This is a genomic window from Glutamicibacter sp. AOP38-B1-38 (genome assembly GCF_052377485.1).
Classification (GTDB): Bacteria; Actinomycetota; Actinomycetes; order Actinomycetales; family Micrococcaceae; genus Glutamicibacter.
Genome location: NZ_JBQSWU010000017.1, coordinates 22713 through 48810, shown reverse-complemented (window position 1 = coordinate 48810; position 26098 = coordinate 22713). Strand labels below are relative to the sequence as shown.

The window sequence follows — 26098 nt, the reverse complement described above, 5'->3', positions numbered from 1 at the left end:
AAAACCCGCTGGAAATGTTTTGCGCCCCAGCCCAATCCGATAGCATGGCTCCTTGTGACTGCGACTACATCTGACGGAAAGATATCCGCTCGACTCATCCTGATCGCCCTCGGCGCTGCCCTGGGTGGGTTCGTTTTTGGATATGACTCATCAATCGTTAACGGCACCGTGGACGCTGTCGAGCACGAATTCGGGCTCAACGCGCTGACCATCGGTTTCACCGTTTCCTGCGCCCTGCTTGGCGCTGCGCTCGGCGCCTGGATCGCCGGAATGGTCTCCGAACGCATCGGACGCGTACGCACCATGGTGATCGCCTCCGCGATGCTGCTGATCTCCGCGCTGGGCTGCGGATTGTGCGTCGGCGCGTTTGACCTCATCATCTGGCGCATCGTCGGCGGCATCGGCGTCGGCTTCGCCTCGGTGATCGCCCCGGCCTACATTGCCGAGGTATCCCCCGCCAAGCACCGCGGACGCCTGGGCTCCATGCAGCAGATGGCCATCGTGCTCGGTATCTTCGTGGCCTTCCTGGTCAGCGCGCTGCTGGTCTTCGTGATGGGTTCGGCCGACGCCATCGGCTGGTTCGGCCTTTCGGCCTGGCGCTGGATGTACCTCTCGCTGGCCATCCCGGCAATCCTCTATGGCGTGCTGGCCATGCGCCTGCCGGAATCCCCTCGCTATCTGGTCGAGCGTGGCCGCTACGTCGAGGCGGCTACCGTACTGACCCGCGATATGGGCATGCTCCCGGGGGCCGAGACCGAAGCCAAGATCGAAGAAATCCGCACCACCGTCCACGTCGAGCGCCGCCAGGTGTTCAAGGATCTGCTCGGACGCTTCGGCTTCCACCCGCTGGTCTGGGTGGGCATCCTGCTCTCGGTCTTCCAGCAGTTCGTCGGCATCAACGTGATCTTCTACTACTCCACGACGCTGTGGAAGTCCGTCGGCTTTGCCGAATCCGATTCCTTCACCATCTCGCTGATCACCTCGATCACCAACGTGGTGGCCACGATCGTTGCGGTGCTGCTGATCGACGTGCTCGGCCGCAAGCTGCTGCTGATGATCGGCTCGTCCATCATGACCGTGTCATTGGGCATGATGGCCATCGCCTTCGCCCAGTCGGTCACCATCGACGGCGCAGTTTCTCTGCCCGGCAGCTGGGGCATCGTGGCGCTGGTCTCCGCGAACCTGTTCGTGGTTGGCTTCGGCGCGACCTGGGGACCTGCCGTCTGGGTGCTGCTCGGCGAAATCTTCCCGAACTCCATCCGTGCGCTGGCGCTCGGCGTTGCCGCCTCCGCCCAGTGGATCGCCAACTTCGCCGTCTCCACCACCTTCCCGGCCCTCGCCGAGGCAGGCTTGGCGTTGGCCTACGGCATCTACGCGTTCTTCGCACTGCTTTCGCTGATCTTCGTGATCTTCCTGGTCAAGGAAACCAAGGGACGCCAGCTCGAGGAAATGACCCTCTAGGATAAGAACTCCTCCGGGGCAAAAGTCGTCGGGTGGACACCATGCGGTGTCCACCCGACGACTTTTTTATTGTGCGGGCCGGCAGCCCTCCGCGCACGATCCGCTTTGGCTACCAGGGCTTGTTGGGCACCTCGACGCCGGCTTCACGTTGCAGCGAGAGCACATGCTCCAGGCTCGGACGCCCGGAGAGCTGCGGCCCCTGATCGCGCAGGGCCACCCGGTGGCGCTGGCCGCTCTGCAGCACGATCTCCTCCCCGCGCACCCAGAGGCTTTGCGGGCCCTGGCCGGTGAGGGAGAATTCGATTCCGCTGGCGTCGAGCAGCACCTTGATCACCGAACCGTTATAGGCCAGCTGGAAGCGCAGGGATCTGAAGCGCTCGGGCAGCCGCGGGTCGAAATGCAACCGCTGGTCATCGTCGCGCAGCCCGGCGAAGCCATTGACCAGCGCGGCCCACACCCCACCGGTGGACGCCACATGCACCCCGTCGGCGGTATTTCCGTGGAGGTTTTCAAGGTCGACATTCAACGCATGTTCGAAGTAGTCGAAGGCCAGATCCCGATAGCCGACCTCGGCCGCAAGGATTGACTGCACGGTGGCCGAAAGCGACGAGTCTCCGGTGGTCAATGGGTCGTAGTAGTTGAAATTGGCGAGTTTCTGCTCGGCGGTGAAATCGCTGGAGCGCAGCCATAGCGCCAGCACCGTATCGGCCTGCTTGATGACCTGGAAGCGGTAGATCACCAATGGGTGGTAGTGCAGCAGCAGCGGACGTTTATCCGGTCCGCTGGCCTCAAGATCCCAGACCTCGCGATTGAGGAAATGCTCGTCCTGCGGGTGGATTCCCACGGCTTTCGAATACGGGATATGGATTCGTTCGGCCGCCAGCTGCCAGGTGGAGATCTCCGCTGAGTCTAGTCCCATCCGCTCGGCCAGCTCGGCATAGAACTGCGGGCGCCGGGCGGCTAGCTCGCCTAGCAGCTGCGCCGAACGGCGCAGGTTAAAGCGCGCCATCACATTGGTGTAGGTGTTGTCGTTGACCACCGCGGTGTATTCATCCGGGCCGGTCACCCCGTGAATGTGGAAGCTGCGCTGTTCCCCTGAGTCGCGCCAGAAACCCAAAGACGCCCACATCCGGGCGGTGCCGACCAGAATTTCTGCGGCGCCTGCCTCGAGGAACTCGTCGTCGCAGGCGGCGTCGAGATAGCGGTTGAGCGAATACACCACGTCGGCGTTGATGTGATATTGCGCGGTACCCGCCGGGTAGTACGCGCTGGCTTCCTCACCGTTAATGGTGCGCCAAGGAAAGAGCAGCCCCTCCTCGTTCATGATGCGAGCCCGGCGCGTCGCCGCCGGGATCATCGAGATCCGCGCGCGGAGCGTATTTCTGGCCCACTGCTGGTTCGTGTAGGTCAAAAACGGCAGCACATAGATTTCGGTGTCCCAGAAGTAGTGTCCGGAATATCCGTTGCCGCTAACCCCCTTGGCACTGATTCCTAAACCGTCGGCTCGGGCCGAGGCCTGGGCAAGCTGGAAGAGATTCCAACGGATCTTGCGTTGCAGGCTCGGATCGTCGCTGTCCACCAAAACGTCGCTGCGCTGCCAGTAATCCTTCATAAATGCGCGCTGTGCACGGAAGTGCTCGTCGATCCCTCGGGGCACCAGATGATTCAGCGCGCGGCTTGAACGCTGCAGCATTTCTTTGGCCGGATGGCGGCGCGAGGAGTGGTAGGCCGCGAACTTGGCCACGCGCAGCCCCTGGCCCGCTTCGAGGTTCGCGCTGGAGACCTCATCGGCGCGATCAGGCTTAGCCGAACGCTCGGTATGGATCTGGGAGCTGGCACCACCGGTGGTATTCACCAGGTGTTCCACGACTGCCGACACGGACATATTGGAACCCGCCACGGTGTAGGAAAGCCCGAGGCGGGGTCCTTCCTCGATGTGGCCGGCCGGGTGCAAGGGATTATCCGAGGACTCCTCGGACTTGCGCGGGTCCTGGCCCGAGTCGAGATCGGCCGGGGAGGATACCTCCGGTTCGGAGCGATAGCCGATCACCGAGGACTGGATCAGCACATGAGCCGGCCCGTCGAGCAGGCGCACATGCAGGTCTTGGAGGGCTAGGTGCCGGTCGCTGAAGGAGATCATGGTCCGTGCCGTGACCGCCACCCGATGGCCTTCCGCGGTGCGCCACAGGGTCCGCGAAATCAACGTGCCTTCGCGGAAGTCCAAGCGCAAGTCATCGCGGAGCATCTCGGTTCGCCCCACCTCCAGCGCCTCGTCGTTGATGAACACCCGCAGGGTCCGGAAATCTGGGGCGCTGATCATCGTCTGCCCGGTTTCGGCCAGCCCGAACGCGCTTTCCGCGTGGCGGATCTGCCACGTTTCGTGCAACCCGTTGAGGAACGTCCCGGCAACTTGCTCGCCCAGTCCCACCTGTGCCGAATGAGCGCCAAGGAAGCCGTTGCCCAGAGCGAAGACCGTGTCCTGGGCGCCCGTCTCATCGCGTTCGGCTTCGCGGGTGATGGACCAGGGGTCAAAGTTCCAGGCCTGCACCGCGGAGGCGGACACCAGCTCGCTGAGGTCCTGGACCACGAAGTGCGCACCAGCATCCAATAGCTGTTGCTCATTGTCTTCACGTGCCACCCCGACGACCATGAAGCCGCCCTCACGGGCGGCTTGCACGCCGCTGCTGGCATCCTCGACGACCACGCACTCTTCGGGGCGCCAGCCTAGGTCCTTGGCGGTAGCCAAGAACGTGGCGGGCGACGGCTTGCCAGGCAGCTCGCGTGCCGCTGCCTCGTGCCCGCCCATGATGGTGTTGAAGAACCCAGCCAATCCCGCGGCTTCCAGCACCGAGCGGGCGTTGCGTGATGAGGAGACCACTGCAACATCCAGACCTGCCTCCAGCACCTGCTGCAGGTAGTTGCTAGACCCGGAATAGGGCGCAATCCCATCGCGCTCCAGCACCGCGGTGAAAACCGAATTCTTCAGATTTCCCAGCGCGCACACCGAGGTGTACCCCGCAGGGTCATTCGGATCTCCCCAGGGCAGCGCTATCCCCCGGGATTCGAGCACGGCACCGACGCCCTCATAGCGTGGCCTGCCGTCGAGCAGTTCGAAATAATCCGGGTCGGCATAAGGCGGCACGCCCGGGTGTTCTTGGGCGAAAAATCCGGTAAACAACTCTTTCCATGCCGCACGGTGCAATAGCGCGGTAGGTGTGAGAACTCCATCCAAATCAAAAAGGACGGCCTTGAAATCACGGTGGCGGTACGTCGGGCGTGCAGCGTTCACGATCGAAATCCTTCGTCGAGGAGCAATTATTGGCCGTAGACCCAACGGTAGCAAGTGATCTCGCTTGCATCGACATACTACGATTAGGATTGTGGCTCAGTGGATAGATGAATGGAATAGCGAACAATGGCGTGAGTCTGCCGCCAATTGGATCGATGAGGCCTGCTCCGCCTACGGCATCGAGCGTGTCGCGGGCCCGGATTTTTGGCCGGCATCCTTGGACCAGGTTTCGGCGCTGGTAGGGACCGACGCGGCCGAGCTGGTGTTTAAGGCGAACGCGCCGGGACTGGCAGCCGAAGCTGCGGTGACGATCACCGCCGGCGGACTGCAGCCCGAACGCGTGGTGATGCCGCTGGCAATCGACCGCATGGCCGGCTATATGCTCTCCCCCGATTTTGGCCATACCCTGGCGGATTTGGGCGACAGCGCGGAGAACTGGCAGCTGGCGCTTGCCTCACTGGGCTCCTTCCAGGTGGCTTTGATGGGCAACGAAGAGGCCTTCTTCGACGTCGGCATGCCGGTGGTGGATCCGCAGTTCCTCCCAGAACAGTTCGAGCAGGCATTGACCATGCATGTGTCTCTCGAGGCAAACCATCCGTTGCATTTGGACCCGCAACAGGCCGACGCTTTGCACGGCCAATTAAAGACCCTTTCCGACGCCTGCGAAGCCTTGCATCGCGGTCCCATCCCGCTGAGCCTGGAACATGGCGCCTTCGATTTGGCGCAGACGGTGGTGCCCTCGGAAAAGGGCCAGCATGCGCGGATCACGAACTTTGCGACGGCCCACTGGGCTCATCCGTTTTCCTCGCTGGCGGCCCCACTGGCGGCAATGACCCAGTCGTGGAAATGCCGGACCGACGACAAGCGCGTGATGCGTGCCCTGGGCGCCTACCTAGGTGAGTTCGCCGCATACGGTAGCCCCGACGAGCTCTATGGCTTAGTCGCCCCCGCATGCCTAGTGGCTCCGCTATCCCAGCATGAGACTTGGTTGCGGCTCCTGCTTGACGCGGACGATGAGCATCTGCAGGAAAACGCCGCATCAGTCTTGGACACCCTGTTTATAAACTAAAAAGCCTGGCGGGGAATTAAATATTCCCCGCCAAGCTTATATTCAGATCAAATCATGTGTTTGCTATTCAACGGCAGAGCGCATCTCGTTCAACGCGTTGGTTGCCGCATCTTGCGGCGACTGCCGCTTGAAGAAGATTTCCATCTCGTAGCGGTACAAAATGTCTTGGATCTTGCTGAATCCCATTGGTGGAATTGGTTCAGACCCTGCCAGCTCACTTTCAATTCCGGTGACGAACTCCGCTGAAGCGGCCTCGATTGGCTCAAGGTCGGACACTACCAAGTCGCGAATCTCCGTGTTGGCCGGCAGCCCGCGGTCCATTTTGTTCAGCTCGCCAGCTTCTTCGGAGTTCACCATGAAGTCAATGAACTTCTTGACCTCTTCGGGATGCTTGGACTTGCTGTACCCGGACATCATCATCGATGACTTGTACCAAAGCCCGTTGTCTTCGGCTTCGCCCGTGGAGCTAGGCAGGCGCAGGGGCACCAGATCAACACCGGCCGCTGCGGAAAGCGAGCCGAGCTGGTTACTCCACCACATGCCAAAGGCCGACGTACCGGTGCCGGTCATGGAACGATCAGGCCCGGCATTCTGATTCTCGGCTAGAACCGAGGCCACTGGATAGGATCCACTGTCCAACAAGTCCTGGTGGTGCTGGAAATAGCCGGCAAGATCCTCAACGGTCAAACCAAGCTCTCCGGATTCAGTGGTTAAATGCTTATCGGATTGCCTCAGCCAGGACTGCAATCCAGCGGGTTCATTCGGCGCCTCGGAACCGTATTTCCCTTCGGCTTTTTCGCTAACGGTTTTGGTGATTTCGCGATAATCGTCCCACGTCCAAGTCTTGTCGTCCGGGATATCCAGCCCAGCTTCCTTCAAAACCTTGGGGTTTGCGGTCAACGTAAACGAGTTAATTCCCGTCGTGATGCCTACCAACCCATCTTCGGTAGTGCCGTTGGAAACGGAAACCTCTTCAAAGTTGGAGACGTCAACACCGTCAAGATCGAGAAGGGCGCCACGGTCGGCGTATTCGCGAAGGTACTTGTCGTCCATCTGGATAATATCCGGGGCATCATTCGAGGCAACTTGGGTAGCGAGCTTGTCCCAATATCCACTCCAGTCCGAATACTCGCCCTGAACGTCGATATTTGGATTCTCTGCCTCGAAGGCCTCGATGATCTCATTGGTAGCCTGCGCCCTTGAGTCCGAACCCCACCAGGCGAATCGCAAACTCACCTTTCCATCGGCGCTGTCAGCCGCGTTCCCACCTCCGCCGCACCCCGTCAATGCCAGCGCTGCGACCGCAGCTATGGCAAGGGACTTGGTTAGTCGTTGACCGGCAATGCGACGCATGCCTTCGGACCGTTGTTGATTGTTCATGGGCTCCTCCTTGGATGGGCGAGAACTCGCGAGGGTTTACTCAGTGTCGAGACATCTGTGCGCCGACGCGAATGGAAAGCGCTTCCCAAGTAATCTAGATGTGATTCAGCTCACGAGTCAAGGTCGAAGTGGGAATATGTCGATGACACCTTTGAATCGAATGATTCCAAAAAGGTATCGACGGATCAGCGATTCCCGGTGCTTTCCCGCAAAACCGGGGTTCCCGAAACGACCAGCAGCTTCGAATCGCTATGCGTAAGAACCATCTCGCCGGCCATGCGGCCCATTTCTTCGAGCGGCAGGCGGGCGGTAGACACCGACGGGGTGACATCAATCAGCGTTGGGATGTCGTCGAAGCCGGCAATCGCAATATCGCCGGGAATCCGCAAGCCGTGCTCGCGAATTGCGCGAATCGCCCCCAGTGCCATGACGTCAGATACGCAGAAGACACAGACCGGATCGGTGTATTCGGTGGATTGATACCGTCGCAAGTAGTCGCTCATGACCAAATAACCCCCCTCGCGCGAGAAAGCTCCGTGGAGCACTTCCTCAACCGGCACGCCGGAGCGCTCAAGCTTGGACACAAACCCGTCGGCACGATGTTTCGCGGTCACCAAGTTCGGGTCGCCGGCCAAAACGACAAAACGGCGATGACCGGCCTTGAGCAGTTCCCCGGCCAGGTCGCTTGCGGTCCCGGCGTTATCGACCTGAATTCCGCCCGTTGCGGGAAAGGTTTGCCCAATCATCGCCACTTGGCCACCATTGCTCTGGTAGCTTTCCAGCAATTCCATGAGCTCCTGATCACCGCTCAAGCGCCGGGTTCCCGAGATGATAATAGCGTCGGTCCGGTGTGACATGAAGGCGCGAACGGCAGCTATTTCCCGGTCATGTTCCGCGCCAGTACTGGTCAGCAGCAGTTGGATGCCACTGGCGTCCAGCCCGCGCTGCACCCCGCGTGCAATGGACGAGAAATACGGGTCGGCAATGTCGTGTACCACGAGGCCCACCAGCTTTGTCGAGGATCGGGCAAGCGCTTGCGCCTGTGCGTTGGGGAAATAACCCAATTTCTCTGCCGCCGCACGAACTCGGAGGGAGATTTCCTCGGCAGGCTTGCGCGCCGACCCGTTCAGTACGCGCGATGCGGTTGCCAATGAAACTCCGGCTTCATTAGCCACGTCAGTTAGTCGAATAGCCACATGAAATCCTTATCACCCATTGCAATTTTGAACAAGCTTATCTCCCTGAACGGAGATGGTTGACACACTAATTGGGCAACACTATCGTGGAAAGCGCATTCCCATTTCCTTTCTTAAACAATCCCTTGCACGAGGAGCACCCCCATGACAGAACCACGAGTACTTCGCATCGCCATGAGTGGCATCACCGGCCGCATGGGCTATCGGCAGCATCTGCTCCGCTCCATCCTGCCGATCCGTGATCAGGGAGGAATTACCTTGCCCGACGGTTCCAAGGTGACCGTCGAGCCAATTCTCGTTGGCCGCAACGAGGCGAAACTCAAGGAACTGGCCCAGCTCCACAACGTTGAGCACTACTCCACCGACCTCGACTCGCTAATCAACGACGGCTCCGTCGACATCGTCTTCGACGCCTCGATGACGTCGCTACGCTACGACACCCTGTCCAAGGCCATCACAGCCGGTAAGCACATCTTCACCGAAAAACCGACCGCCGAAACCCTTACCGAAGCGGTAGACCTGGCGCGCCAAGCCAAGAGCAAGGGCATTACCGCCGGCGTAGTGCACGACAAGTTGTATCTGCCAGGCTTGGTCAAACTGCGCCGGCTTGTCGACGAGGGCTTCTTTGGCCGGATCCTGTCCCTGCGCGGAGAATTCGGTTACTGGGTCTTCGAAGGCGAAATCCAGGAAGCCCAACGTCCGTCTTGGAACTACCGGCTGGCCGATGGCGGATCGATGACCACGGACATGTACTGCCACTGGAACTACGTCCTCGAAGGCATCATCGGCAAGGTCAAATCAGTTACCTCCAAAACCGCAACACACATCCCCACCCGGTGGGATGAAAAGGGTGCGCCCTACGAGGCAACCGCGGATGACGCCGCCTACGGAATCTTTGAACTTGAAACTCCTGCCGGAGATCAAGTTGTTGCCCAGATCAACTCCTCCTGGGCGGTGCGTGTCTATCGCGACGAGCTCGTTGAGTTCCAGATCGACGGAACTCACGGATCCGCGGTGGCAGGTCTGAACAAATGCGTCGCCCAACAGCGAGCCAACACACCCAAGCCGGTCTGGAACCCGGACCTTCCGGTCACCGAATCCTTCCGCGATCAATGGCTGGAAGTGCCAGCCAACGCGGATCTGGACAACGGGTTCAAATTGCAGTGGGAAGAATTCCTGGCCGATGTCGTGGCCGGCCGCGAACACCGCTACGGCTTGCTGTCGGCCGCTCGTGGCGTGCAGCTTGCCGAGTTGGGCCTGCAGTCCAGCGCCGAACGGCGCACCATCGACATCCCGGAGATCACCCTGTGAGCCAGCAACAAGCACAACCGACGATCATCCTGCCCAACGAGCACGGGGAACCCTACAGCTACACGCTCTCCGGCCCCGGCGATTTTCGCCGCCCCTCCGCACCGATCAGCACACGTAAGGTCTACGCTGCGGCCCACGTAATTCCGCTGATGACCGCCGATAACACTCCGGGGGCACCGGCCGCCTTGGACTGGGAAGCAACCTTGGCTTACCGCCACGAACTGTGGTCCTACGGTTTAGGCGTCGCCGATGCCATGGACACCGCTCAACGTGGCATGGGCTTGGACTACGCGGCGACCAGGGAACTCATTCAACGTTCCGCCGCCGAAGCGGCAAGGGTAGTTGCCAGCAATAACTATCCGGCGCTGACCGGGCGTAGCGTGCGTGACCTGCTGGCCTGCGGAGTCGGCACCGACCAGCTGGATCCGCTCAGTGTGCAGGCCGGCGACTTGGCCCGGGTCACAGACGCCTATTTGGAGATGCTGGGACTCGTAGAAGAGTCCGGGGCGAAGGTCATTTTGATGTGTTCGCGGGCGCTGGTCCGCGCCGCCGAATCGTCCGAAGACTACCTGAACGTCTACGGCACCCTGCTGGAGGCCGCCACCGAACCGGTGATTCTGCATTGGCTCGGAGAAATGTTTGATCCAGCGCTGGCTGGCTACTGGGGGGACACCGATATCGAGACGGCAACCGCCACCTTCGCCAGCCTGGTGGAGAACCATGCGGCCAAGATCGATGGCGTCAAGGTTTCGCTTTTGGATGCCGAGCATGAAAAGTATTTGCGCGCACGGCTGCCACAGGGTGTCCGTCTCTACACCGGTGACGACTTCAACTACCCGGAACTTATCCAAGGCGACGGCACCAGGCACTCCGATGCCCTGCTAGGCATCTTCGCTGCAATCTACCCGGCGGCCTCGACCGCGCTGCAGGCCTTCGATGCGGGAGATGGACAGCGGGCACGCACCATCCTGGATTCCACTCGGGATCTGGGACTGCATATTTTTTCCGCACCGACGTTCTACTACAAGACCGGAATTGCCTTCCTTTCCTGGCTCAACGGGCACCAAGCCGGTTTCCAAATGGTCGGCGGACTGCATGCCGGCCGCTCGATTCTGCATCTGGTGCGCACGTTTGTCCTGGCCGATCAGGCCGGTCTGTTGCTGAATCCCGAGCTAGCCGCTGAACGCCTGAAACAGCTATTGGAAATTAATGGCGTGTTCTCCCCCGTCCCAACTCTGACTGGAGTCGCATGAGCTTCGAACTGGCACTGAACACCGGCACGACCCCTCAGCTGAATCTGCGCGAAGCAGTGCAGGCAGCGGCCGAGGCGGGCCTGAGCCATATTGGTCCCTGGCGCCACCTCATTAGCGACGTGGGCGGGGCAGAACCGGCGGCGAAGATCATCGGCGGCGCCGGGTTGAAGGCAAGCACGCTGTGCCGCGGCGGTTTCCTGACCAGCAATTCGGCTGCGGGGCGAAGCGAAGCGTTGGAATCGAACCGCGAGGCGATCCGCGAGGCTGCCATCATCGGAGCCAACGAGCTGATCATGGTTGTGGGCGGGCTTCCCGCCGCCGCGCATATCCTCGGTGGCCAGGGGGACAGGGCCGACAAAAACATTGTTGCGGCCCGCGACCGCGTCGCCAAGGCCCTGGGGGAATTGGTTCCCTACGCCGCCGAACATGGCGTGCGGCTGGTTCTCGAAGCCCTGCACCCCATGTACGTGGTCGACCGCGCGGTGCTCTCCACCTTGGGCCAGGCCTTGGACTTGGCCACTCCCTACCCGACTTCGACCGTGGGTGTCGTGGTGGATACCTTCCACGTATTCTGGGATCCCCAGCTTCAAGCTCAAATTCAGCGGGCCGGCCACGAGGGACGACTAGCAAGCTACCAGATCTGCGACTTCAACCTCCCGATCGCCCGCGATGCCCTGCAGTCACGGGGCATGATGGGCGATGGATACATTGAGTTCGCTTCCATCTCCCGCTGGGTCGCCCAAGCCGGATACCGCGGTCCCGTTGAGGTGGAGATCTTCAACGAACAAGTTAATAATCAAGCCGCGGCGCTGACCATTCGCACCATGAAAGAGCGTTACGAGCAGCTAGTGCTCCCGCACCTCAATGAAGCTTCCGGGGTGCTTCCGGCGAGTGCGGCCAACTAGCTCGTATCCCTATTTCACTTAGTCAACGACATTAACCAAGGACGGGTATGACCGACTCTTCGCAGCAAGGTGCCACGACAACGAATGCGCCGGATCTCAGAGTACCGGGGATCGCGCTAGTAGGGCTGAACGGGTTCGGACGCCAGCACCTGCTGAACATCCACCGCCTCGTTGCACTGGGCAAAGCCAATTTTGTGGCCGGTGCCGGCCCCGACGATCCGGGGCCGGACATCCGCGGTGAAGATACCCCCATATTCGCTTCCCTTGATGCGCTGATCGACGCCGGTATCAGCCCGGATATCATCATTGTTTCGACGCCAATCAACACCCACCATGAACTGGCACTCAAGGCACTTGTGACCGGCGCCGATCTGTACCTGGAGAAGCCTCCTACGGCTACCTTCGCGCAATACCAGGAACTGCTTTCTGCTGCCCGGGAGGCCGGAGCCCGGGTGCAGGTCGGTTTTCAGGCAGTTGGCTCCTTGGCTTTAGAGGCTCTCGAGGAGTTTTTTGTTGATGATGCGCGTGATTCACCCATCGGCGAGTTGCGCGCTGTCGGTGCCTCCGGTACCTGGCTGCGCACTCAGGGGTACTATGATCGGGCGCCTTGGGCCGGCCACCGAGTCCTGGATGGCATCCACATTGCCGACGGGGTCATCACCAATCCGTTGGCCCACGCGGTGATGAGTGCCCTGCACATTGCCGGGGCACGCCGAGCCGAGGATGTCGCCGAACTTTCCACCGAGCTTTACCGCGCCCATGATATCGAAGCCGATGACACCTCGGTGCTCTGCCTGCGCACGGTGAAGGGGATCCCGGTGACTGCCGCATTAACCGTGTGCGCGGCCGAGCAACGCGACCCGTGGGTCACCGTCTACGGGACCGAAGGCCAAGCAACCCTGTACTACACACGAGACGAGCTGGTGGTTCGCCCCAACCCGGATCTCGGCGGTGAAGAATATATCCGCAGCTTCGGTCGAGTTAACCTGCTCGAAAATCTTGTGGATGTGCGAAGCGGCGCAGCGCCAAAACTGCTGTGCCCCGTGGAAAATGCCGGAGCGTTCATGAAAGTCCTCGAACAGGTGCGGACCTCACCCGATCCGCAAGCGATCTGCCGCAGCGATGTTTATGGCGTAGGCGAAGATGGAGAATATCATCCGGTGGTTCCGGACATCGAGAAGTTCATTGACCGCGCGGTGGCCGCGCAAACTGCGTTCTCTTCCCTAGGAGCCCCGTGGGCCAAGCCGGCACCCACTAGCGGAACACTCCAGATCGCCCATCCGATAAGTGGCGATCCCGTGGAGGTTGCGAGGCTACGCACCGGAACGGACATTGCCCCGACAAACTCACCACGCCCATTCCTTGATCAGCTGCGCACGCTCGACGGTGTCACCGTCAGTGACCAGCAACCCCTGGACCACACCTGGCATCTCGGTCTGGGAGTCGCGCTGCAGGATGTCAATGGAACCAATTTCTGGGGCGGACGAACCTACACGCGCTCCGCTGGGCGTTATCTCTGGAAAGCTGACCATGGGCACATTCGCGCCGTCTGCGAGGAATTCAACGAATCCAATTCCGCTGTTACTTCACATCTTGAATGGGTTGACCACCATGGACAAGTGCTCCTTGATGAACACCGTACCGTTCGAGCCGAGGCTTTTGAACGGTTGCAAATCCGAGGCTGGTCATTGGACTTTGAGTTTGCCCTGCAGGCGCGCGACCAGCAGGTATCGCTGGGGTCTCCTGGTTCCAACGGGCGGGACCAGGGCGGCTATGGCGGATTCTTCTGGCGCCTGCCGGCCGTGCATCGGGGCGAAATCTATACGGCAAATGCCTCCGGTGAATCGGCCGTGCATGGCTCCACCAGTGATTGGCTGGCGTTTAGCGCAGTTTTTTCCGCCGATTCGGTGGGATTGAATTCCCGCGACCTGGGCCATGGGGCCGCAACGCTCATCTTCTGTTCCACGGCGAATGACCCATGGTTTGTTCGGTACTCGGGATATCCCGGCATCGGAGCATCGCTGGCGTGGGATAGCCCGGTGATTCTGGAGCCGAGAGCCTTGGCCAGCCGCAAGGTTCGGATTCTGGTCGTTGATGGAGCACTCACCAAGCAGCAAAGTGCCCAGCTGGCCGAAACGTTCAGTCAAGAATAACTTCCTATTCCATCTCGGCAGGAGAAGTATGCCCCTCAATGAATATAACCTCAAACATGCCCAGCTGGTAGATCTGCTCGACGAGCTGGGTGCGGACGCTATCTTGTTATCCACCGCTGCTTCGCTGTCGTGGTACCTAGCCGGCGCTCGAACCCATGTTTCGCTGGCGGGTCCTCCGGTCCTGCGTGTGTTGGTGCACCGGAAAGGTTGTGAGATCGCCACCCCGCTGAGCGAAGCGGACCGCTTGCTTGCCGAAGAACTGGACGGAGTCCCCGGGGCCCGATTGCACGCCCTGGACTGGTACGAGCCCCTCGACGACTATGCGGCATGGTATCCAGAGGTGCGTGGACTGGAGGTCTTGTCCGAGGCCCGAGTTGAGGTGCAGCTGCGCGGCTTGCGTAGCGTTCTAAGCGACGCCGAGGTCAGCAGGTACCGAGGTCTCTGTGTGGCTGTCGCCGGTATTTTCACGCAAGTGCTCGGCGAGGCGAGCCCCGAAGACTCCGAACGGGATATTGCCGCCAGGCTCAGTGCTGCAGCAATCAGCCTCGGCGGCGAAGTGCTCGTGGCATTGGTCTGCGGGGATTCTCGCTCGGCATTCCGTCACCCCCTGCCCACAAAGGCCCTGCTTGGGCGCAAAGCCATGGCGGTACTCTGCGTTCGCCGCAGTGGATTGATCGCCAATGTCACCCGGTGGGTCCGTTTTGGCGACCCGTTGCCCGGAGAGCTGGAAGCAGAGCACGCGATCCTTCAGGTGGAGCACGAGATTTTCAGATCCTTGCAACCGGGCACCGAACTAAGATCGATGCTCCCCGTCGTTCAGGCCGCGTATCCTCTGCATGGTTTCGATCCCCAAGAATGGCAGAACCATCACCAAGGTGGGATTGCCGGTTACAACGGCAGAGACCCTCGCCTGACCCCAGATGCTACCGACCTCATCCGCGCGAATCAGGCTTACGCGTGGAATCCCAGTGCGGTACAGGACGCAATGACCTTTAAAGTTGAGGATACCGTCCTGCTCATCGAGCATGGCGGTAAGCCAACCGTGGAAGTACTCAGCGTCGATCCCCGGTGGCCGGTGATTCGGGTAGGCAATTTGGATCGCCCCGCAGTGTTGGCGCGCTGAAACCGCAGAGCAGGAAGTGAGCCCCCGCTAGACCGGTTAGACCTGATGTTTCAATTCGGTTCTCCAGCTGCGCTTTGGCTCCCAGCCGATGACGCTTCGAGCCTTCTCGATACTGAAAGCCGGAGAATCCCCGGTCAGGTTGGCCGCCAGTTCAGCCAGCTCTGGATAGATTTCCGGGAGAAGCTCCGACAATGGGGAAGTAGCCATGGCGTCCTTGGCCCCCACAAAGAAGACCGAACCATTCTCCACTCGGTCAAAGCGTTCCAGCAGCAAGAGCAGAAAATCCGTGACATCCCGGGCGTCCACGTAGTTGAACAACGCCGGAGCCGAAAGTTTAGGATCGGCCAAGCGTTCGGCCACGGTGTGTCCCTGCTGCGTTGTGGCACCAGCCCATTCCTCTTCGGCAATGACATAGCAAGGCCGGAAGGAAGCGAACTTGACCGTGCTTGCTGGGCCCATCTTTGCGGCGAACATTGCCCCGATCTGTTCGGCAACGTATTTGGAAAGACCGTATGCGTGCCACGGGCGCGGGGTTTCGGTCTCGTCCAGCGGCAGCTTGCCAGGCTTCCAGCCGCCTGGGGATCCGTAGCCCATGATCGATGGACTGGAGGCTAGGACCACGCGGGTTGCCCCGGATTCCACGGCGGCTGAGGTGACGTTGTGAGCGATCGTTGCGTTGGTGTGCAGCAGCACTTCCTCCGGCGCCATAAAGGGCACCGCCATGGCCGCTAGGGAGACTACCGCCTGCGGGGTAACTTCCTTGAACAATGCACAAGTGGCTGCGGCATCCAAGAGGTCCACGCTTCGGTAGTCGACACCGTCCAGAGGCGCCTCGGGAAGGGTTCGGTCCAAGGCCACAACATGGTGCCCCGCGTGGGCAAAACCGGCTACGACAGCGCGGCCTAGACGGCCTGAACCGCCAGTGATAATAACTTTCTCGCTCATTTTTCCGATTACACCTGAACCTGTTCCACGAGGGATAAATTAACACCAAGTCCAGCATGATCTACATCTACTGCTTGACCAGATTCCAGAGATTGATTGCCGCAGATTCCCACGGCGATAGCTCGCGCTCCATCCAGGAACCCGGCCTGCCGTGAATACCTGTCGACTGTGCTGCCGCGGAAGAGTTCCTCCAGCAGAAGTGCGTCCCCGCCGCCGTGCGAACCTTCCCCGTTGATGATTTCCAATTCCTCGGCCGGCCCCCAGTGACGCTGGAGGACAAGCTTCTCCCCCTTGGAGCGCCCCGCGGTATTCTGTCCGTCGTCCGAGAAGGACGGATCCACGGGATTTCCCCCTGCGGCAGGAAGCACCGCTGCTCGCTCGACCACATCCAATTCCAGGCGTCCCGCGGTGCCATTGACTGCCACCCGGTACCCCTCCCAGGGGCTGTGCGCATTCAGAGAGTAGGACAGCACCGGACCACCTTCATACTCCACCGTCAACGCCAGATTGTCCTCAATGGTGATCTCGCCTGCGAATACTCCTTGGTCGCGGCGGTATCCGTCATGATGTTCGCTATCCAAGTACAACTTCTCCAGGCGACTGTCACTGCGTAGATCCAGGTCGAAGGGTTCTGCCTCGCTGTGTTCGTGGGTTCCACGTTCGCTGGCCTGCTGTCCGCGCCGCGCGGCATTATCCGGACCGTAGAATTTCAACCCGCCGGCCGCAAAGACCCGTTGCGGGGTATCGGACAGCCACCAGTTCACAAGGTCGAAATGGTGACTTGATTTATGCACCAGCAGACCGCCGGAGTTCTCCTTGATCCGGTGCCAGCGGCGGAAATAGTCCGCACCATGCACGGTGTCGAGCACCCAACTGAAGTCGATGGAGGTTACCTCGCCGATTAATCCGTCATCGATGGCCTTCTTCAACGCGGTATTGCGCGGTGAGTAGCGGTAGTTAAAGGTGACGATGACTTCCCGGCCGGTTTCCGCAACCGCCGTCGCGATACGCGTGGTGCTTGCAGCATCGACGGTCAGCGGCTTTTCAACAATCACATCGGCCCCGGCATGGAGCGCGGCGCAAACAAGATCCGCGTGGGTGTAGTCCGGGCTGGTGATAATCACCCGGTCAATCGCATGCTCGGCAACATAGTCGGCCAGTTGCGCCGGATCAAAAGCATCCAGGCTCTGCCCGAAAGTCTGCTCCACAACGTCCTGGTAGTACTCGATCCGTCCGGGGTTTGGATCGGATAATGCCACGAGTTCGGCGACGTCACTGTGCTCGCCCAGGATCGCCGTGAGGTACATTTCGCAACGGTTTCCGGTGCCGATTAGTACGTTCCGGGTGCGGCTAGGTGCAGTCATCTGGGTGGGTCCTTAAGAAATCGTTGACCAGGGATGGGCTCGGACGTTTCAACCGAGTCCATCCCTGGTGGTTATTTGATGCCGGTAGTGGCGATGCCCTTGATCAGGAACTTCTGGCCGAAGAGGAAGGCCAGGAAAACCGGTACGAGGGTAATGATCGACATTGCGAACAACGCTCCCCAGTTTGATTCGCCGGTCGAGTCGATGAAGGCATTCAACGCCACCTGGACCGTGTAGTTACTTGGATTTGTCAGGTAGATCAGCGAGGTGAAGAAGTCGCTCCAGGTCCAGATGAAGGTGAAGATCGCGGTGGTGGCCAGTGCCGGCACCATCAATGGCAAGATGACCTGCAAGAAGATGCGTGGGTGGCCCGCGCCATCGATGCGCGCGGCTTCATCCATGTCCTTGGGAATGCCGCGGATGAACTGAATCATCAAGAAGATGAAAAATGCGTCCGTGGCTAGCAGTTTCGGAACGATGATAGGCCAGAAGGTGTTGACCCAACCGATCTGCGAGAACATGATGTACTGCGGAACGATGATGACGTGAATGGGAAGCATGATGGTCATCAGCATGAGCACGAACATGATCTTCTTGAACTTGAACTCCAGGCGGGCGAAGGCATAGGCCGCCATCGAACAAGAAACCAGATTTCCTAGGATGCAACCGAGCACGACGATGGCCGAGTTCATCAGGTATTTGCTGAATGGTTCCGACAGTGCGCTCCAACCGTTGGGATAGTTGTCCCATTCCACGCTCGAGATCACCAGACCGGCTTCGCGGAAGATCAGATCGTTGGGCCTGAAGGAACTGGCAATCATCCAGAGCAGCGGGTAGATCATGATCAGCGCGGCCAGAATCAAAATGGTGTGCTTGATGATCGCACGTGCACGGGTTCGTGCGCTGGGGCGGTGGCCCTTGACTTTTTTCCCCTTGGAATCGGTTCCGCCCAGGGGAGGTCGACCCCCGAACAGCGCTTCTTCGTCAAGTGCCGTCAATTTATTCGCGTCTAGTTCCTCGCGCGAAGTTGAAGTCTGATTAGTCATCGTAGAACACCCAATACTTAGAAACGAAGAAGTTCAGTGCTGTGAAACCACCGACGATCAGGACCAATAGCCAAGCCATCGCGGAGGCGTAGCCCATATCGAACTGCTTGAAGCCCTGCTGGTAGAGATACAAGGTAAAGAACATTGTTGAATCCGCCGGTCCGCCAGAACCATTGGAGACGATGAATGCCTGAGTGAAGTTCTGGAAGGCGCCAATCACCTGCAGTACGAGGTTGAAGAAAATGATCGGGCTCAGCATCGGAAGAGTGATGCTGACAAATTGGCGCCATTTGGTGGCCCCGTCGATCGACGCGGCTTCGTAGTACATCGCAGGGATCTGGCGCAGACCCGCCAGGAAGATCACCATCGGCGAGCCGAAGGTCCACACGTTGAGCAGGATGAGGCTGCTCAGTGAAGTGCTCGGATCGGAGATCCAGCCCATGCCTTCGATGCCCACGAGTCCCAGGAGCTGGTTAACCAGCCCGGTAGTTCCAAAGATCTGCTTCCATAGCACCGCGATGGCTACGGATGAGCCGAGCATCGAGGGCAGGTAGAAGATCGAGCGGTAGAAGGACAACCCGCGCATTCCGCGATCCAACAGCATGGCGACGCCGAGCGCGACGCCGAGCTGGAGCGGAACGCCGACGAGTACATAGGTAAACGTCACGCGCAGCGAATTGTGCAGCCGATCGTCGCTGAACATCCGTTCGATGTTGTCCATGCCGACGAATTCCGGGGCCTGCAAGAGGTTGTAGTCCGTGAATGACAAGTACAGGGACATTGCCATCGGGCCCAGCGTGATCAGGAATAGCCCGATAGTCCACGGCAGCAAGAAGAGGTGGCCGGCCTTGTTGTCTTTGGCGGGAGCCTTGCGGCCTTTGGTTTTGCTAAGTCTTGATAATTCAGCAATGGCACTCATTGACCAACGCCCTCGTTCGAAGGGGTGCGTTGGGACCCCTGGCGAGTGTGGACCAACATGGCTGACTCCTCGGTTTGATGCTTCCTAGAGAAGCTGAATAACTAATAGTTAGGAATGCGCTTTCCAAAGCGTATTCCCCCACGCTAAACTAAAAACCAACGTGAGGTCAACCACATTGGGTGCAGCAATTCATTGAACGGTTCCACAATTCACCAAAGGCTCACGCCCCGCACCCTGCCAAGCCGGAAAATACCCCAGAGAAAACGAAAGATTGATGCATTGACTCAAGTCAACGAGAACTTAAAGGATTACATTCAGTCTATTGAACTGCTTCTGATCTCCATGCCTTTCGAGGCCGGGCGCCAAGAACTCGAAGATTCCGATGTGGAATCAATCGATACGTTCAATGCATCGTCGCGAAATTTCACCCACATGGAATCCCTGATGGTCAAGGTCAGTACCAAAAACGGGCTTACCGGATGGGGTGAAGCCTTTGGCCACAAATCGAACCCCGCCACATGGGCGGCGCTGCAAGAGATTGTCGGCCCATTTTTTATCGGCCAAGAAACCGGGATCGCCAATTCCATGCCCGCGGCCGAGTATGCATTTCATGCCTTTGGGCGGACCGGACCGGTGCATTACGCGCTCTCGGCTATGGACATCGCATTGTGGGACCTCGAAGCACAACAAGCCGGAGCGACTTTGCGTGAATACATTGAGCCCGGCGCACGCGACCAGATCCACGCCTACGCCTCTCTGGTGCATTACGCCGAAGATCCGGATGAAGTTTCATCCCACGTGAAGCAGGCGCAAAGCCTGGGATTTACGGCCTTCAAACTGCATGAACGCACCCGCGAGGCCATCGCGGCAGCCCGCCAGAGCATTGGCAGTTCGGCGCTTATGGTCGACGTCAACTGCGCTTGGGATCTGGATAGCGCCACGCAGGCGATCGCACAGTTTGAAGCACTCGATCTGCTCTGGGTTGAGGAACCCATCTTTCCCCCCGATTCCAGGACGGCGCTTCGTGAGCTCAACGCCCGCTTCGCGAACATCTCCGCCGGGGAGAATCACTCGGGAGTTGCCGGGCTCATCTCAGCCATGGAGTCCAAAGCGCTCAGCTTTGCGCAACCGAGCGTCGGCAAAATCGGTGGAATCTCGGGAATGCTTGAGATCCGCCAGGCGGGCAAGCGGCTCGGCGTTCCGGTGGTGCCGCACAACTTCTATTACGGGCCTGCGTTGCTTGCGAGCGCTCAAATTCTGGCCCTCGATCCACCCCAGGTTCTCACCAACGGGACGCCGCTTCCAGAGTTGGAGATTCCGTTTGTCAGATGGGAGCAAACCTTGCACCCGCTGCACGCTCCGCATCAATCTGCCATGACTGAGTACGGAGCGATCCCGCTGCCGCAAGCCCCCGGCCTGGGATTCGAACCAGATGTGCAGGTTCTGGAGAAGTATCTGGTCAAACGCGTGTTGCTGAACTAACCGAGCACCTTGACCAGCAGTTCGGCCTCATCGCTAATAATTGCATCCACGTTCTTCTCGATCAGCATTCGCATGGTCGGCTCATCATTGATGACCCACACATGAACCTGCACCCGCGCGCCGTGCACCGCACGGATAAAACGCGAGGTAACCACCGGCAGAAATCCGTATTTAAGGGGCACCTGCACGGCCCAGAAATCCCTAATGAGCCGCTTGGGCACGCGGCCGAAAACCATGGCGCACAACCAGATCAACGCCGTCTCACGAATACCGGGGGAACGTTTCATTTCGGTAGCAATGAGATGCTGCACCGCGGCACTGCGCGAGCTATCAAATGATGCCAAGGCGATCTGCCGGTGGCAGCCCAGCTCTTCGATCAAAAGCGCAAGCGGCGCGATCACCGCCTCGTCCTTGACATCGACATTCACCAGCGCATCGGGGAAACTGCGCAATAATTCGGCGAGCGTGCACAACGGCTGCCCGCCTGCACGCACCGAAGCAAGTTCTTCGTCGGTACGCTCGCCCAGCGGCCCGGTGGCATCGGTCACCCGGTCCAGGCTCTGGTCGTGGAAGGCGTAAACGGTGCCGTCCCTGGAGGCTCGCACATCCGTTTCCAAGTGGGTAATGCCCAGGTCCCACGCGCGCTGGAAGGCGATCAGCGTATTCTCTTCGCCGTCCCGCCGGACGCCGCGGTGCGTGAACGCGTAGGTCATTTCAGCAGATCCTCGATGACCTGCGCGACTCCGTCGGCCTCGAGGGTGTCCGCGGTGTGCTGCGCGGTGGCCAAGGCCAGCGGGTGGCCGGAGGCCATCGCATAGCCGTGGCCTGCGTATTCGAGCATCTCCAGGTCGTTGGGCATATCCCCAAAGGCCATGACTTCATCGGCGGTTATGCCCAGCTCGCGGCAGTACACATCGAGAGTGGTGGCCTTGTGGATGTCGACATGGGCCATTTCCAGCAGCGAAACATCGAATGCGGAGTGGGTGACCGACAGAAGCTTTTCCAGTTCCGGGGCGACGGCAGCGTAGAACTCATCGATGGGCAGAGTTTTGGAGCGGGCCAAAAACTTCACGATCCCCTCCTGGTCGATGGCTTCTGAGTTTAGATCCATTACCGACTGGCTGCCAAGGGTCCGGTGGCGTTCGGCAAAGTTTTCGCCCAGGTGCAATCCGCGAGTGGTCTCGGCCGCAAAGGCGGCGTTCGGTTCATGCTTCAGAATAATTTCGGCCGCCGCCCTGGCGGTGGCCGAGCTGAGCGTGCGGGACCAGATGACGCGGTCTTGCTCCAGGTCATAGAGCACGGCCCCATTGGAACAGATCACCGTCCCCATCCCGCCGAAGGCCTCGATGATGGGGGTGAGCCAGCGGAACGGGCGGCCGGTAACGAAGACGATATGAATTCCGGCCTCGCGGGCGTCCAGGAAGGCGCGGCGCGTCCGGTCGCTGATGCTGCCATCGCGCGCCACGATGGTTCCGTCGAGATCCGAGGCGATCAGCTTGATCATGAAAGCTCCTCGCGGCTCGGCGGGTTCGCGCCGGCGCGTCCCACGGTGACCGACGCCGCGCGGGCGGCAAAATCCAGGGCCTGGTCGAGCTGATCCACCGCAAGCCGGGCCAGCTTTTCACGATTGGACGCGCCGATCAGCCCATGTTCGGCCAGCCAGCACAGCAGGGCCGCGGTGAAGGTGTCCCCGGCGCCCACGGTGTCCGTGACCTCGACGGCCTGTGCTGTGTGTTCGGATTCGCCCGCGCGCACCACTCCCCAGGAGCCGCGCGACCCGGCGGTTGCCACGACGATCGCCGGACCCATAGCCAGCCAGGCGCGGGCCGACTCGTGCACCGAGCGCATCGGATAGAGCCATTTCAGGTCGATCCCCGAAACCCGCACGACATCCGCCTGGCCCACGAATTGCTCCACCTCGGCAACCGTTTGGGCGTGGTTGGTCACCAGCGAGGGGCGCAGGTTCGGGTCATAGCTGATGGTGGCGTGGCTCCGGGCTGCGGCCAGCAAGGGGAGCAGCTCGTCGGGGCTGAAGAGCGTGGCAATGGATCCGGTGTGCACCAGCTCGGAGTCCTGGTCCAGTTCGGGGCCGATGGTCGGCATCTGCCAGAAGGCGTTAAACGCGAAGGTCGCGCCCCCGGCGGGGTCCAGGATTCCGTGGGCGATAACCGTCGGCTCGTCATCCGCGCCGCCGAGGTACTTGACCTCGTTCTCCGCCAGGAAGCGTTCGATTTTTGCACCCTTTTCGTCCTGCCCCCAGCGCGTGATCAGGGTGCCCGGGTAGCCTAGGCGGGCCAGTGAGACGGCAACGTTCAGCGGGCTTCCGCCCACAAATTCTTGCGCCGGGGCAATTCCGGAGGCCAATACGTCGACCAGCGCCTCGCCTATGACCGTCGGGTTCATCATGCTCCTTTGTAGTGCAGCGGGTACAGCGCCTTGACGCACGCCTCCCACTGGTGGCTGCACGGGTCGATCCAAGTGAAATGGTCGCCATCAAAAATCCGCAAGGAGTGCTGTTGGCCGAGTGCCGCCGCATGATCGGCCGCGCGCCGGGCAATTTTCACCGGGACATCCGCGTCGGCCCGTCCATGAAAGATTACGACACGCGCCCCCATCGGCCATAATTCCACGGGGTTCAGCGTGGACAGATCACAGTCGCCGAGCATTTCGCTGACCGCGTCGTTGCTCAGCCGCAGCGTCCGGGCTAGCTGCAGATCGAGCAGGCCGGCCTGCGAAATCACCTGGCTGACCCGCTCCTCATGGGCGGCGAGCAGACACGCGAGGTGCCCGCCGGCGGAATGCCCGATCAGGGTGATCGGGCCTTCTTCCTTGATCAAGGCCAGCGCCAGCCGGGCATCGGCCAGCATCTTTGCTTCGCTGCCCGGCCCGCGCCGGTATTCGAGGTTGTAGGTGGGGAAACCGCGGGCGGCCAGGTCCATGGCCAGCGGTTCGCCGAGCCGTGCGGTGTACTTTTCGCGCCAATATCCGCCGTGGATGATCATCACCGCACCGCGCGCGGTGGCCTCCTGCGGCGCGTAGAAGCGCAGCCATTGGTCCTGATGCGCCCCGTAGTGCATGGCTAGTTTCCGGGGAAGTTCGCCGCACGTTTATCAACGAATGCCGCCCGGCCTTCCACGGAATCGGCGGTATTAAAGGCCTCGCGGAAGCTCTGCGCTTCCAGCTCGAGGCCGGCGTGGACGTCGAGGGAGTCCATCTTAATCATGGCGCGCTTGGCGTTCGCCACGGCAGTCGGGGAAACCTTGGCCATTTCCTCGATGGTCGCGACGGCTTCGGTGAGCAGTTCTTCCGGGGCTACCAGGCGGTTGGCCAGGCCGATGCGCAGTGCCTCCTCGGCCTTGATCCGGCGGCCGGTGAAGATCAGTTCGCGGGCCATCGCATTGCCCACGCGGCGCGGCAGACGTACCGATCCACCGAACCCGGGCACCAGGCCGAGGGTGACCTCGGGCTGTCCGAAGCTTGCCTTCTGCGAGGCGTAGATGAAATCGCAGGCCAAGGCCAGTTCGCACCCGCCGCCCAGGGCGAACCCGTTTACCGCGGCGATCACCGGCAACTGCAGCGACTCGAGTCGCTCGGTGACCTGGTGCATGCGGCGGCCATAGGCCTCGGCCGCGGCGGCGTCCATCGTATTCATCTGCACGATATTCGCCCCGGCTACGAAGGCTTTCTCTCCCGCGCCGGTAATGACCACTCCGCGGTGCTTGAACCCACTGGCTTCAAGGTAGTCGACAGCCCGCTCGAGGTCTGCAACGACCTCCAGGGCCAGTGCGTTCATCGAGGCAGGCCGGTTGATGGTGATGACCAGGGCGCTGCCCTGCGTGCTCAGACTGAGGGTATCGAATTGCTCCATATTGCCTACTCTCTCATGTCTCTAGCATGGCTGACTAGGTTATTATCGGCGCTTGCGGGATTTGGCCCCGCCCGAACGCGCCTTGGCCTTAGCCTGCTTTTCCTGCTTTGCACGCAGCTTCGCTTTTTCCTTGGCTGCCGCTCGCAGCTTGTCATTAACCGCCTTGGCTTCCTTCTGGGTGCTGCGCACCGAGGCCTGGCGGGAAGAATTTGCACTGCGCCCGCGGACGATGCCGATGAATTCATCGACCAGCTCGGTATCCTCCAGGGCAGTGGGCCAGGCGATCCCGATTTGTGTTCTCGCTCCGCCTTCGATGAGGCGATAGACCACGTCCTTGCGCTGGTATAGCCGGGCGATGCTCTGCGGAACGCGCAGTACCTGCGCTCCGGAGGCGACAACTTCCATCGCGATCGGGATCCCGCCGGCCTCTTCCGGGTATTCGGACAGGTCAAGCTGCGGGAATTTCGCGACTTCCTGCTCGTCGATGGTTTCCTCGTAGTATTCGACGTCGTGGTCTTTAGCCGCACAGACGACCTCGAGCTCTTCGTAGAGCGGAATGAGATGCCGAGTGGCGTCCTTTGGCGAATCCCCGACGTAGCGCACGAAGACGGCATCGGCCTGATCGGTTGCCAGCAGGTTGAGGATGTCTTCGCCATCGTAGCGCGAAGCCTGGAATTCGACCTGCGGGTAGCGTTCGGTGAAGCGATCCATCCACTTGCCCGGGGTGACGCCTGCTACGTAGGAAACTCGAAGTTTTTGCACGGTTAAAGCCTACTGGTCTTTTGCTGGGGTGCGGTGCGGTTAAAGCCCTGCGGCGGGCCGGAAAAGATCCGTACCCGCCGCAGTTCAAGCTTCGCTTACTTGTCGGTCTTGACCACAAGCACGTCGCATGGTGCCGAGTGGGCTACCGAGGAGGCGACCGAGCCGAGCACGCGGCCCAGGCCCTTCATGCCCACGTTGCCGACGACGATCATCGAGGCGCCGCGATCGGTTGCATCGGCGATCAAGACGTCGCCTGGCTTGCCGTGGCCGGCGGCGGCGCTGATCTTCACGCCTGGCACCGCGTTGCGCACGTCATTTGCCACACGCTGGGCCAGCTTGCGAGCCTGCTCGGCGTCGTCGAGGATCCAGGTGTCGCTGCCGATGGAGACGACCTCCGTGTTGTCCGAGGCGTGAGCTGTGAGCACCACCAGATCGGCGTCGAGCTTCACTGCAAGTTCGGCGGCACGGCGGGCTGCACGCTGCGCAGTTTCGGAACCGTCTACACCTACGAGGATGGTTTCAGACATTATTTCTCCTTGAGTTTTGGATTGCTTCGGAAGTATTCGAGGCAT

The 26098-nt window shown here is 60.5% G+C and carries 22 protein-coding genes; 8 read left to right on the top strand and 14 right to left on the bottom strand.

The features are described 5' to 3' along the window. Nucleotides 1–54: 54 nt before the first annotated feature. Nucleotides 55–1461 carry a sugar porter family MFS transporter gene (locus ACT3TP_RS11425; RefSeq protein ID WP_096282953.1) on the top strand — a complete coding sequence of 469 codons (1407 nt, stop codon included), beginning with the start codon at nucleotides 55–57 and terminating at the stop codon, nucleotides 1459–1461. Nucleotides 1462–1570: 109 nt separating this feature from the next. On the opposite strand, the gene ACT3TP_RS11420 is transcribed toward ACT3TP_RS11425, so the two are convergent. Next, nucleotides 1571–4750: an HAD-IA family hydrolase gene (locus ACT3TP_RS11420; protein WP_444620625.1), complete on the bottom strand. Its 3180-nt coding sequence runs from the start codon at nucleotides 4748–4750 to the stop codon at nucleotides 1571–1573. A 91-nt stretch (nucleotides 4751–4841) separates the two neighbouring features. Here ACT3TP_RS11420 and ACT3TP_RS11415 point away from each other — a divergent pair, with 91 nt between their 5' ends. After that, entirely contained in the window at nucleotides 4842–5819 is a 978-nt protein-coding gene (locus ACT3TP_RS11415) for a hypothetical protein (RefSeq protein WP_444620624.1), read from the top strand. Nucleotides 5820–5882: 63 nt separating this feature from the next. On the opposite strand, the gene ACT3TP_RS11410 is transcribed toward ACT3TP_RS11415, so the two are convergent. Both ACT3TP_RS11410 and ACT3TP_RS11405 read right to left on the bottom strand, forming a co-directional pair. Continuing rightward, complete coding sequence (locus tag ACT3TP_RS11410) at nucleotides 5883–7199, bottom strand: ABC transporter substrate-binding protein (protein ID WP_444620623.1); 1317 nt, start codon at nucleotides 7197–7199, stop codon at nucleotides 5883–5885. 185 nt (nucleotides 7200–7384) lie between these two features. Then, a complete protein-coding gene (locus tag ACT3TP_RS11405; protein ID WP_444615429.1) occupies nucleotides 7385–8374 on the bottom strand; it encodes a LacI family DNA-binding transcriptional regulator in 990 nt (329 codons plus the stop codon). Between the two features lie 165 nt (nucleotides 8375–8539). Here ACT3TP_RS11405 and ACT3TP_RS11400 point away from each other — a divergent pair, with 165 nt between their 5' ends. From ACT3TP_RS11400 to ACT3TP_RS11380, 5 genes are read left to right on the top strand one after another with little or no spacing between them, the layout of a single operon-like run. Further along, nucleotides 8540–9706 carry a Gfo/Idh/MocA family protein gene (locus ACT3TP_RS11400; RefSeq protein WP_096282950.1) on the top strand — a complete coding sequence of 389 codons (1167 nt, stop codon included), beginning with the start codon at nucleotides 8540–8542 and terminating at the stop codon, nucleotides 9704–9706. After that, nucleotides 9703–10959, top strand: coding sequence for a dihydrodipicolinate synthase family protein (locus ACT3TP_RS11395; protein WP_444620622.1), 1257 nt, complete (start codon nucleotides 9703–9705; stop codon nucleotides 10957–10959). Before ACT3TP_RS11400 ends, ACT3TP_RS11395 begins: the two co-directional genes overlap by 4 nt. Further along, the gene (locus ACT3TP_RS11390; RefSeq protein ID WP_444620621.1) at nucleotides 10956–11864 is read left to right on the top strand and encodes a sugar phosphate isomerase/epimerase family protein; all 909 of its coding nucleotides are present in this window, start codon (nucleotides 10956–10958) and stop codon (nucleotides 11862–11864) included. Before ACT3TP_RS11395 ends, ACT3TP_RS11390 begins: the two co-directional genes overlap by 4 nt. A gap of 47 nt (nucleotides 11865–11911) precedes the next feature. Continuing rightward, nucleotides 11912–14017, top strand: a complete 2106-nt coding sequence (locus ACT3TP_RS11385) for a DUF6807 family protein (RefSeq protein ID WP_444615426.1) — start codon at nucleotides 11912–11914, stop codon at nucleotides 14015–14017. A gap of 28 nt (nucleotides 14018–14045) precedes the next feature. Further along, nucleotides 14046–15140: a M24 family metallopeptidase gene (locus tag ACT3TP_RS11380; RefSeq protein ID WP_444615425.1), complete on the top strand. Its 1095-nt coding sequence runs from the start codon at nucleotides 14046–14048 to the stop codon at nucleotides 15138–15140. Nucleotides 15141–15176: 36 nt separating this feature from the next. On the opposite strand, the gene ACT3TP_RS11375 is transcribed toward ACT3TP_RS11380, so the two are convergent. From ACT3TP_RS11375 to ACT3TP_RS11360, 4 genes are all read right to left on the bottom strand, one after another. Beyond that, on the bottom strand, nucleotides 15177–16085 hold the full coding sequence (locus tag ACT3TP_RS11375; protein WP_444620620.1) for an NAD-dependent epimerase/dehydratase family protein: 909 nt from the start codon (nucleotides 16083–16085) through the stop codon (nucleotides 15177–15179). Nucleotides 16086–16093: 8 nt separating this feature from the next. Continuing rightward, nucleotides 16094–17449, bottom strand: a complete 1356-nt coding sequence (locus tag ACT3TP_RS11370; RefSeq protein ID WP_444620619.1) for a Gfo/Idh/MocA family protein — start codon at nucleotides 17447–17449, stop codon at nucleotides 16094–16096. 71 nt (nucleotides 17450–17520) lie between these two features. Continuing rightward, nucleotides 17521–18495 (bottom strand): carbohydrate ABC transporter permease, encoded by a 975-nt coding sequence (locus ACT3TP_RS11365; protein ID WP_444620618.1) that lies wholly within the window; start codon nucleotides 18493–18495, stop codon nucleotides 17521–17523. Beyond that, entirely contained in the window at nucleotides 18488–19414 is a 927-nt protein-coding gene (locus tag ACT3TP_RS11360) for a carbohydrate ABC transporter permease (protein ID WP_105554076.1), read from the bottom strand. Before ACT3TP_RS11360 ends, ACT3TP_RS11365 begins: the two co-directional genes overlap by 8 nt. Before the next feature lie 192 nt (nucleotides 19415–19606). On the opposite strand from ACT3TP_RS11360, the gene ACT3TP_RS11355 reads away from it, so the two are divergent. After that, the gene (locus ACT3TP_RS11355) at nucleotides 19607–20896 is read left to right on the top strand and encodes a mandelate racemase/muconate lactonizing enzyme family protein (RefSeq protein WP_444620617.1); all 1290 of its coding nucleotides are present in this window, start codon (nucleotides 19607–19609) and stop codon (nucleotides 20894–20896) included. Here ACT3TP_RS11355 and ACT3TP_RS11350 read toward each other — a convergent pair. The 7 genes from ACT3TP_RS11350 to ACT3TP_RS11320 all read right to left on the bottom strand — a co-directional run bounded on the left by ACT3TP_RS11350 (nucleotide 20893) and on the right by ACT3TP_RS11320 (nucleotide 26053). Continuing rightward, nucleotides 20893–21609 carry a glycerophosphodiester phosphodiesterase family protein gene (locus ACT3TP_RS11350; protein ID WP_444620616.1) on the bottom strand — a complete coding sequence of 239 codons (717 nt, stop codon included), beginning with the start codon at nucleotides 21607–21609 and terminating at the stop codon, nucleotides 20893–20895. The two genes, ACT3TP_RS11355 and ACT3TP_RS11350, sit on opposite strands and share 4 nt — an antisense overlap. Further along, entirely contained in the window at nucleotides 21606–22400 is a 795-nt protein-coding gene (locus tag ACT3TP_RS11345) for an HAD family hydrolase (protein ID WP_444615419.1), read from the bottom strand. The genes ACT3TP_RS11350 and ACT3TP_RS11345 overlap by 4 nt, the downstream gene beginning before the upstream one ends. Next, nucleotides 22397–23302, bottom strand: coding sequence for a carbohydrate kinase family protein (locus ACT3TP_RS11340; RefSeq protein WP_444615418.1), 906 nt, complete (start codon nucleotides 23300–23302; stop codon nucleotides 22397–22399). The genes ACT3TP_RS11345 and ACT3TP_RS11340 overlap by 4 nt, the downstream gene beginning before the upstream one ends. Further along, nucleotides 23299–23973: an alpha/beta hydrolase gene (locus ACT3TP_RS11335; protein WP_444620615.1), complete on the bottom strand. Its 675-nt coding sequence runs from the start codon at nucleotides 23971–23973 to the stop codon at nucleotides 23299–23301. The genes ACT3TP_RS11340 and ACT3TP_RS11335 overlap by 4 nt, the downstream gene beginning before the upstream one ends. Nucleotides 23974–23975: 2 nt before the next feature. Then, entirely contained in the window at nucleotides 23976–24764 is a 789-nt protein-coding gene (locus ACT3TP_RS11330; RefSeq protein WP_444620614.1) for an enoyl-CoA hydratase/isomerase family protein, read from the bottom strand. A 42-nt stretch (nucleotides 24765–24806) separates the two neighbouring features. Beyond that, on the bottom strand, nucleotides 24807–25526 hold the full coding sequence (locus tag ACT3TP_RS11325; RefSeq protein WP_444615415.1) for a LysR family transcriptional regulator substrate-binding protein: 720 nt from the start codon (nucleotides 25524–25526) through the stop codon (nucleotides 24807–24809). 95 nt (nucleotides 25527–25621) lie between these two features. Further along, nucleotides 25622–26053 (bottom strand): universal stress protein, encoded by a 432-nt coding sequence (locus ACT3TP_RS11320; protein WP_096282935.1) that lies wholly within the window; start codon nucleotides 26051–26053, stop codon nucleotides 25622–25624. Nucleotides 26054–26098: the final 45 nt, after the last annotated feature.

Bases quoted from the DNA above. Each gene is read 5' to 3' on its own strand.
- ACT3TP_RS11410 (WP_444620623.1), bottom strand. From the start codon at position 7,199: ATGAACAATCAACAACGGTCCGAAGGCATGCGTCGCATTGCCGGTCAA.
- ACT3TP_RS11400 (WP_096282950.1), top strand. From the start codon at position 8,540: ATGACAGAACCACGAGTACTTCGCATCGCCATGAGTGGCATCACCGGC.
- ACT3TP_RS11390 (WP_444620621.1), top strand. From the start codon at position 10,956: ATGAGCTTCGAACTGGCACTGAACACCGGCACGACCCCTCAGCTGAAT.
- ACT3TP_RS11385 (WP_444615426.1), top strand. From the start codon at position 11,912: ATGACCGACTCTTCGCAGCAAGGTGCCACGACAACGAATGCGCCGGAT.
- ACT3TP_RS11380 (WP_444615425.1), top strand. From the start codon at position 14,046: ATGCCCCTCAATGAATATAACCTCAAACATGCCCAGCTGGTAGATCTG.
- ACT3TP_RS11375 (WP_444620620.1), bottom strand. From the start codon at position 16,085: ATGAGCGAGAAAGTTATTATCACTGGCGGTTCAGGCCGTCTAGGCCGC.
- ACT3TP_RS11370 (WP_444620619.1), bottom strand. From the start codon at position 17,449: ATGACTGCACCTAGCCGCACCCGGAACGTACTAATCGGCACCGGAAAC.
- ACT3TP_RS11365 (WP_444620618.1), bottom strand. From the start codon at position 18,495: ATGACTAATCAGACTTCAACTTCGCGCGAGGAACTAGACGCGAATAAA.
- ACT3TP_RS11360 (WP_105554076.1), bottom strand. From the start codon at position 19,414: ATGAGTGCCATTGCTGAATTATCAAGACTTAGCAAAACCAAAGGCCGC.
- ACT3TP_RS11350 (WP_444620616.1), bottom strand. From the start codon at position 21,609: ATGACCTACGCGTTCACGCACCGCGGCGTCCGGCGGGACGGCGAAGAG.
- ACT3TP_RS11345 (WP_444615419.1), bottom strand. From the start codon at position 22,400: ATGATCAAGCTGATCGCCTCGGATCTCGACGGAACCATCGTGGCGCGC.
- ACT3TP_RS11340 (WP_444615418.1), bottom strand. From the start codon at position 23,302: ATGATGAACCCGACGGTCATAGGCGAGGCGCTGGTCGACGTATTGGCC.
- ACT3TP_RS11335 (WP_444620615.1), bottom strand. From the start codon at position 23,973: ATGCACTACGGGGCGCATCAGGACCAATGGCTGCGCTTCTACGCGCCG.
- ACT3TP_RS11330 (WP_444620614.1), bottom strand. From the start codon at position 24,764: ATGGAGCAATTCGATACCCTCAGTCTGAGCACGCAGGGCAGCGCCCTG.
- ACT3TP_RS11320 (WP_096282935.1), bottom strand. From the start codon at position 26,053: ATGTCTGAAACCATCCTCGTAGGTGTAGACGGTTCCGAAACTGCGCAG.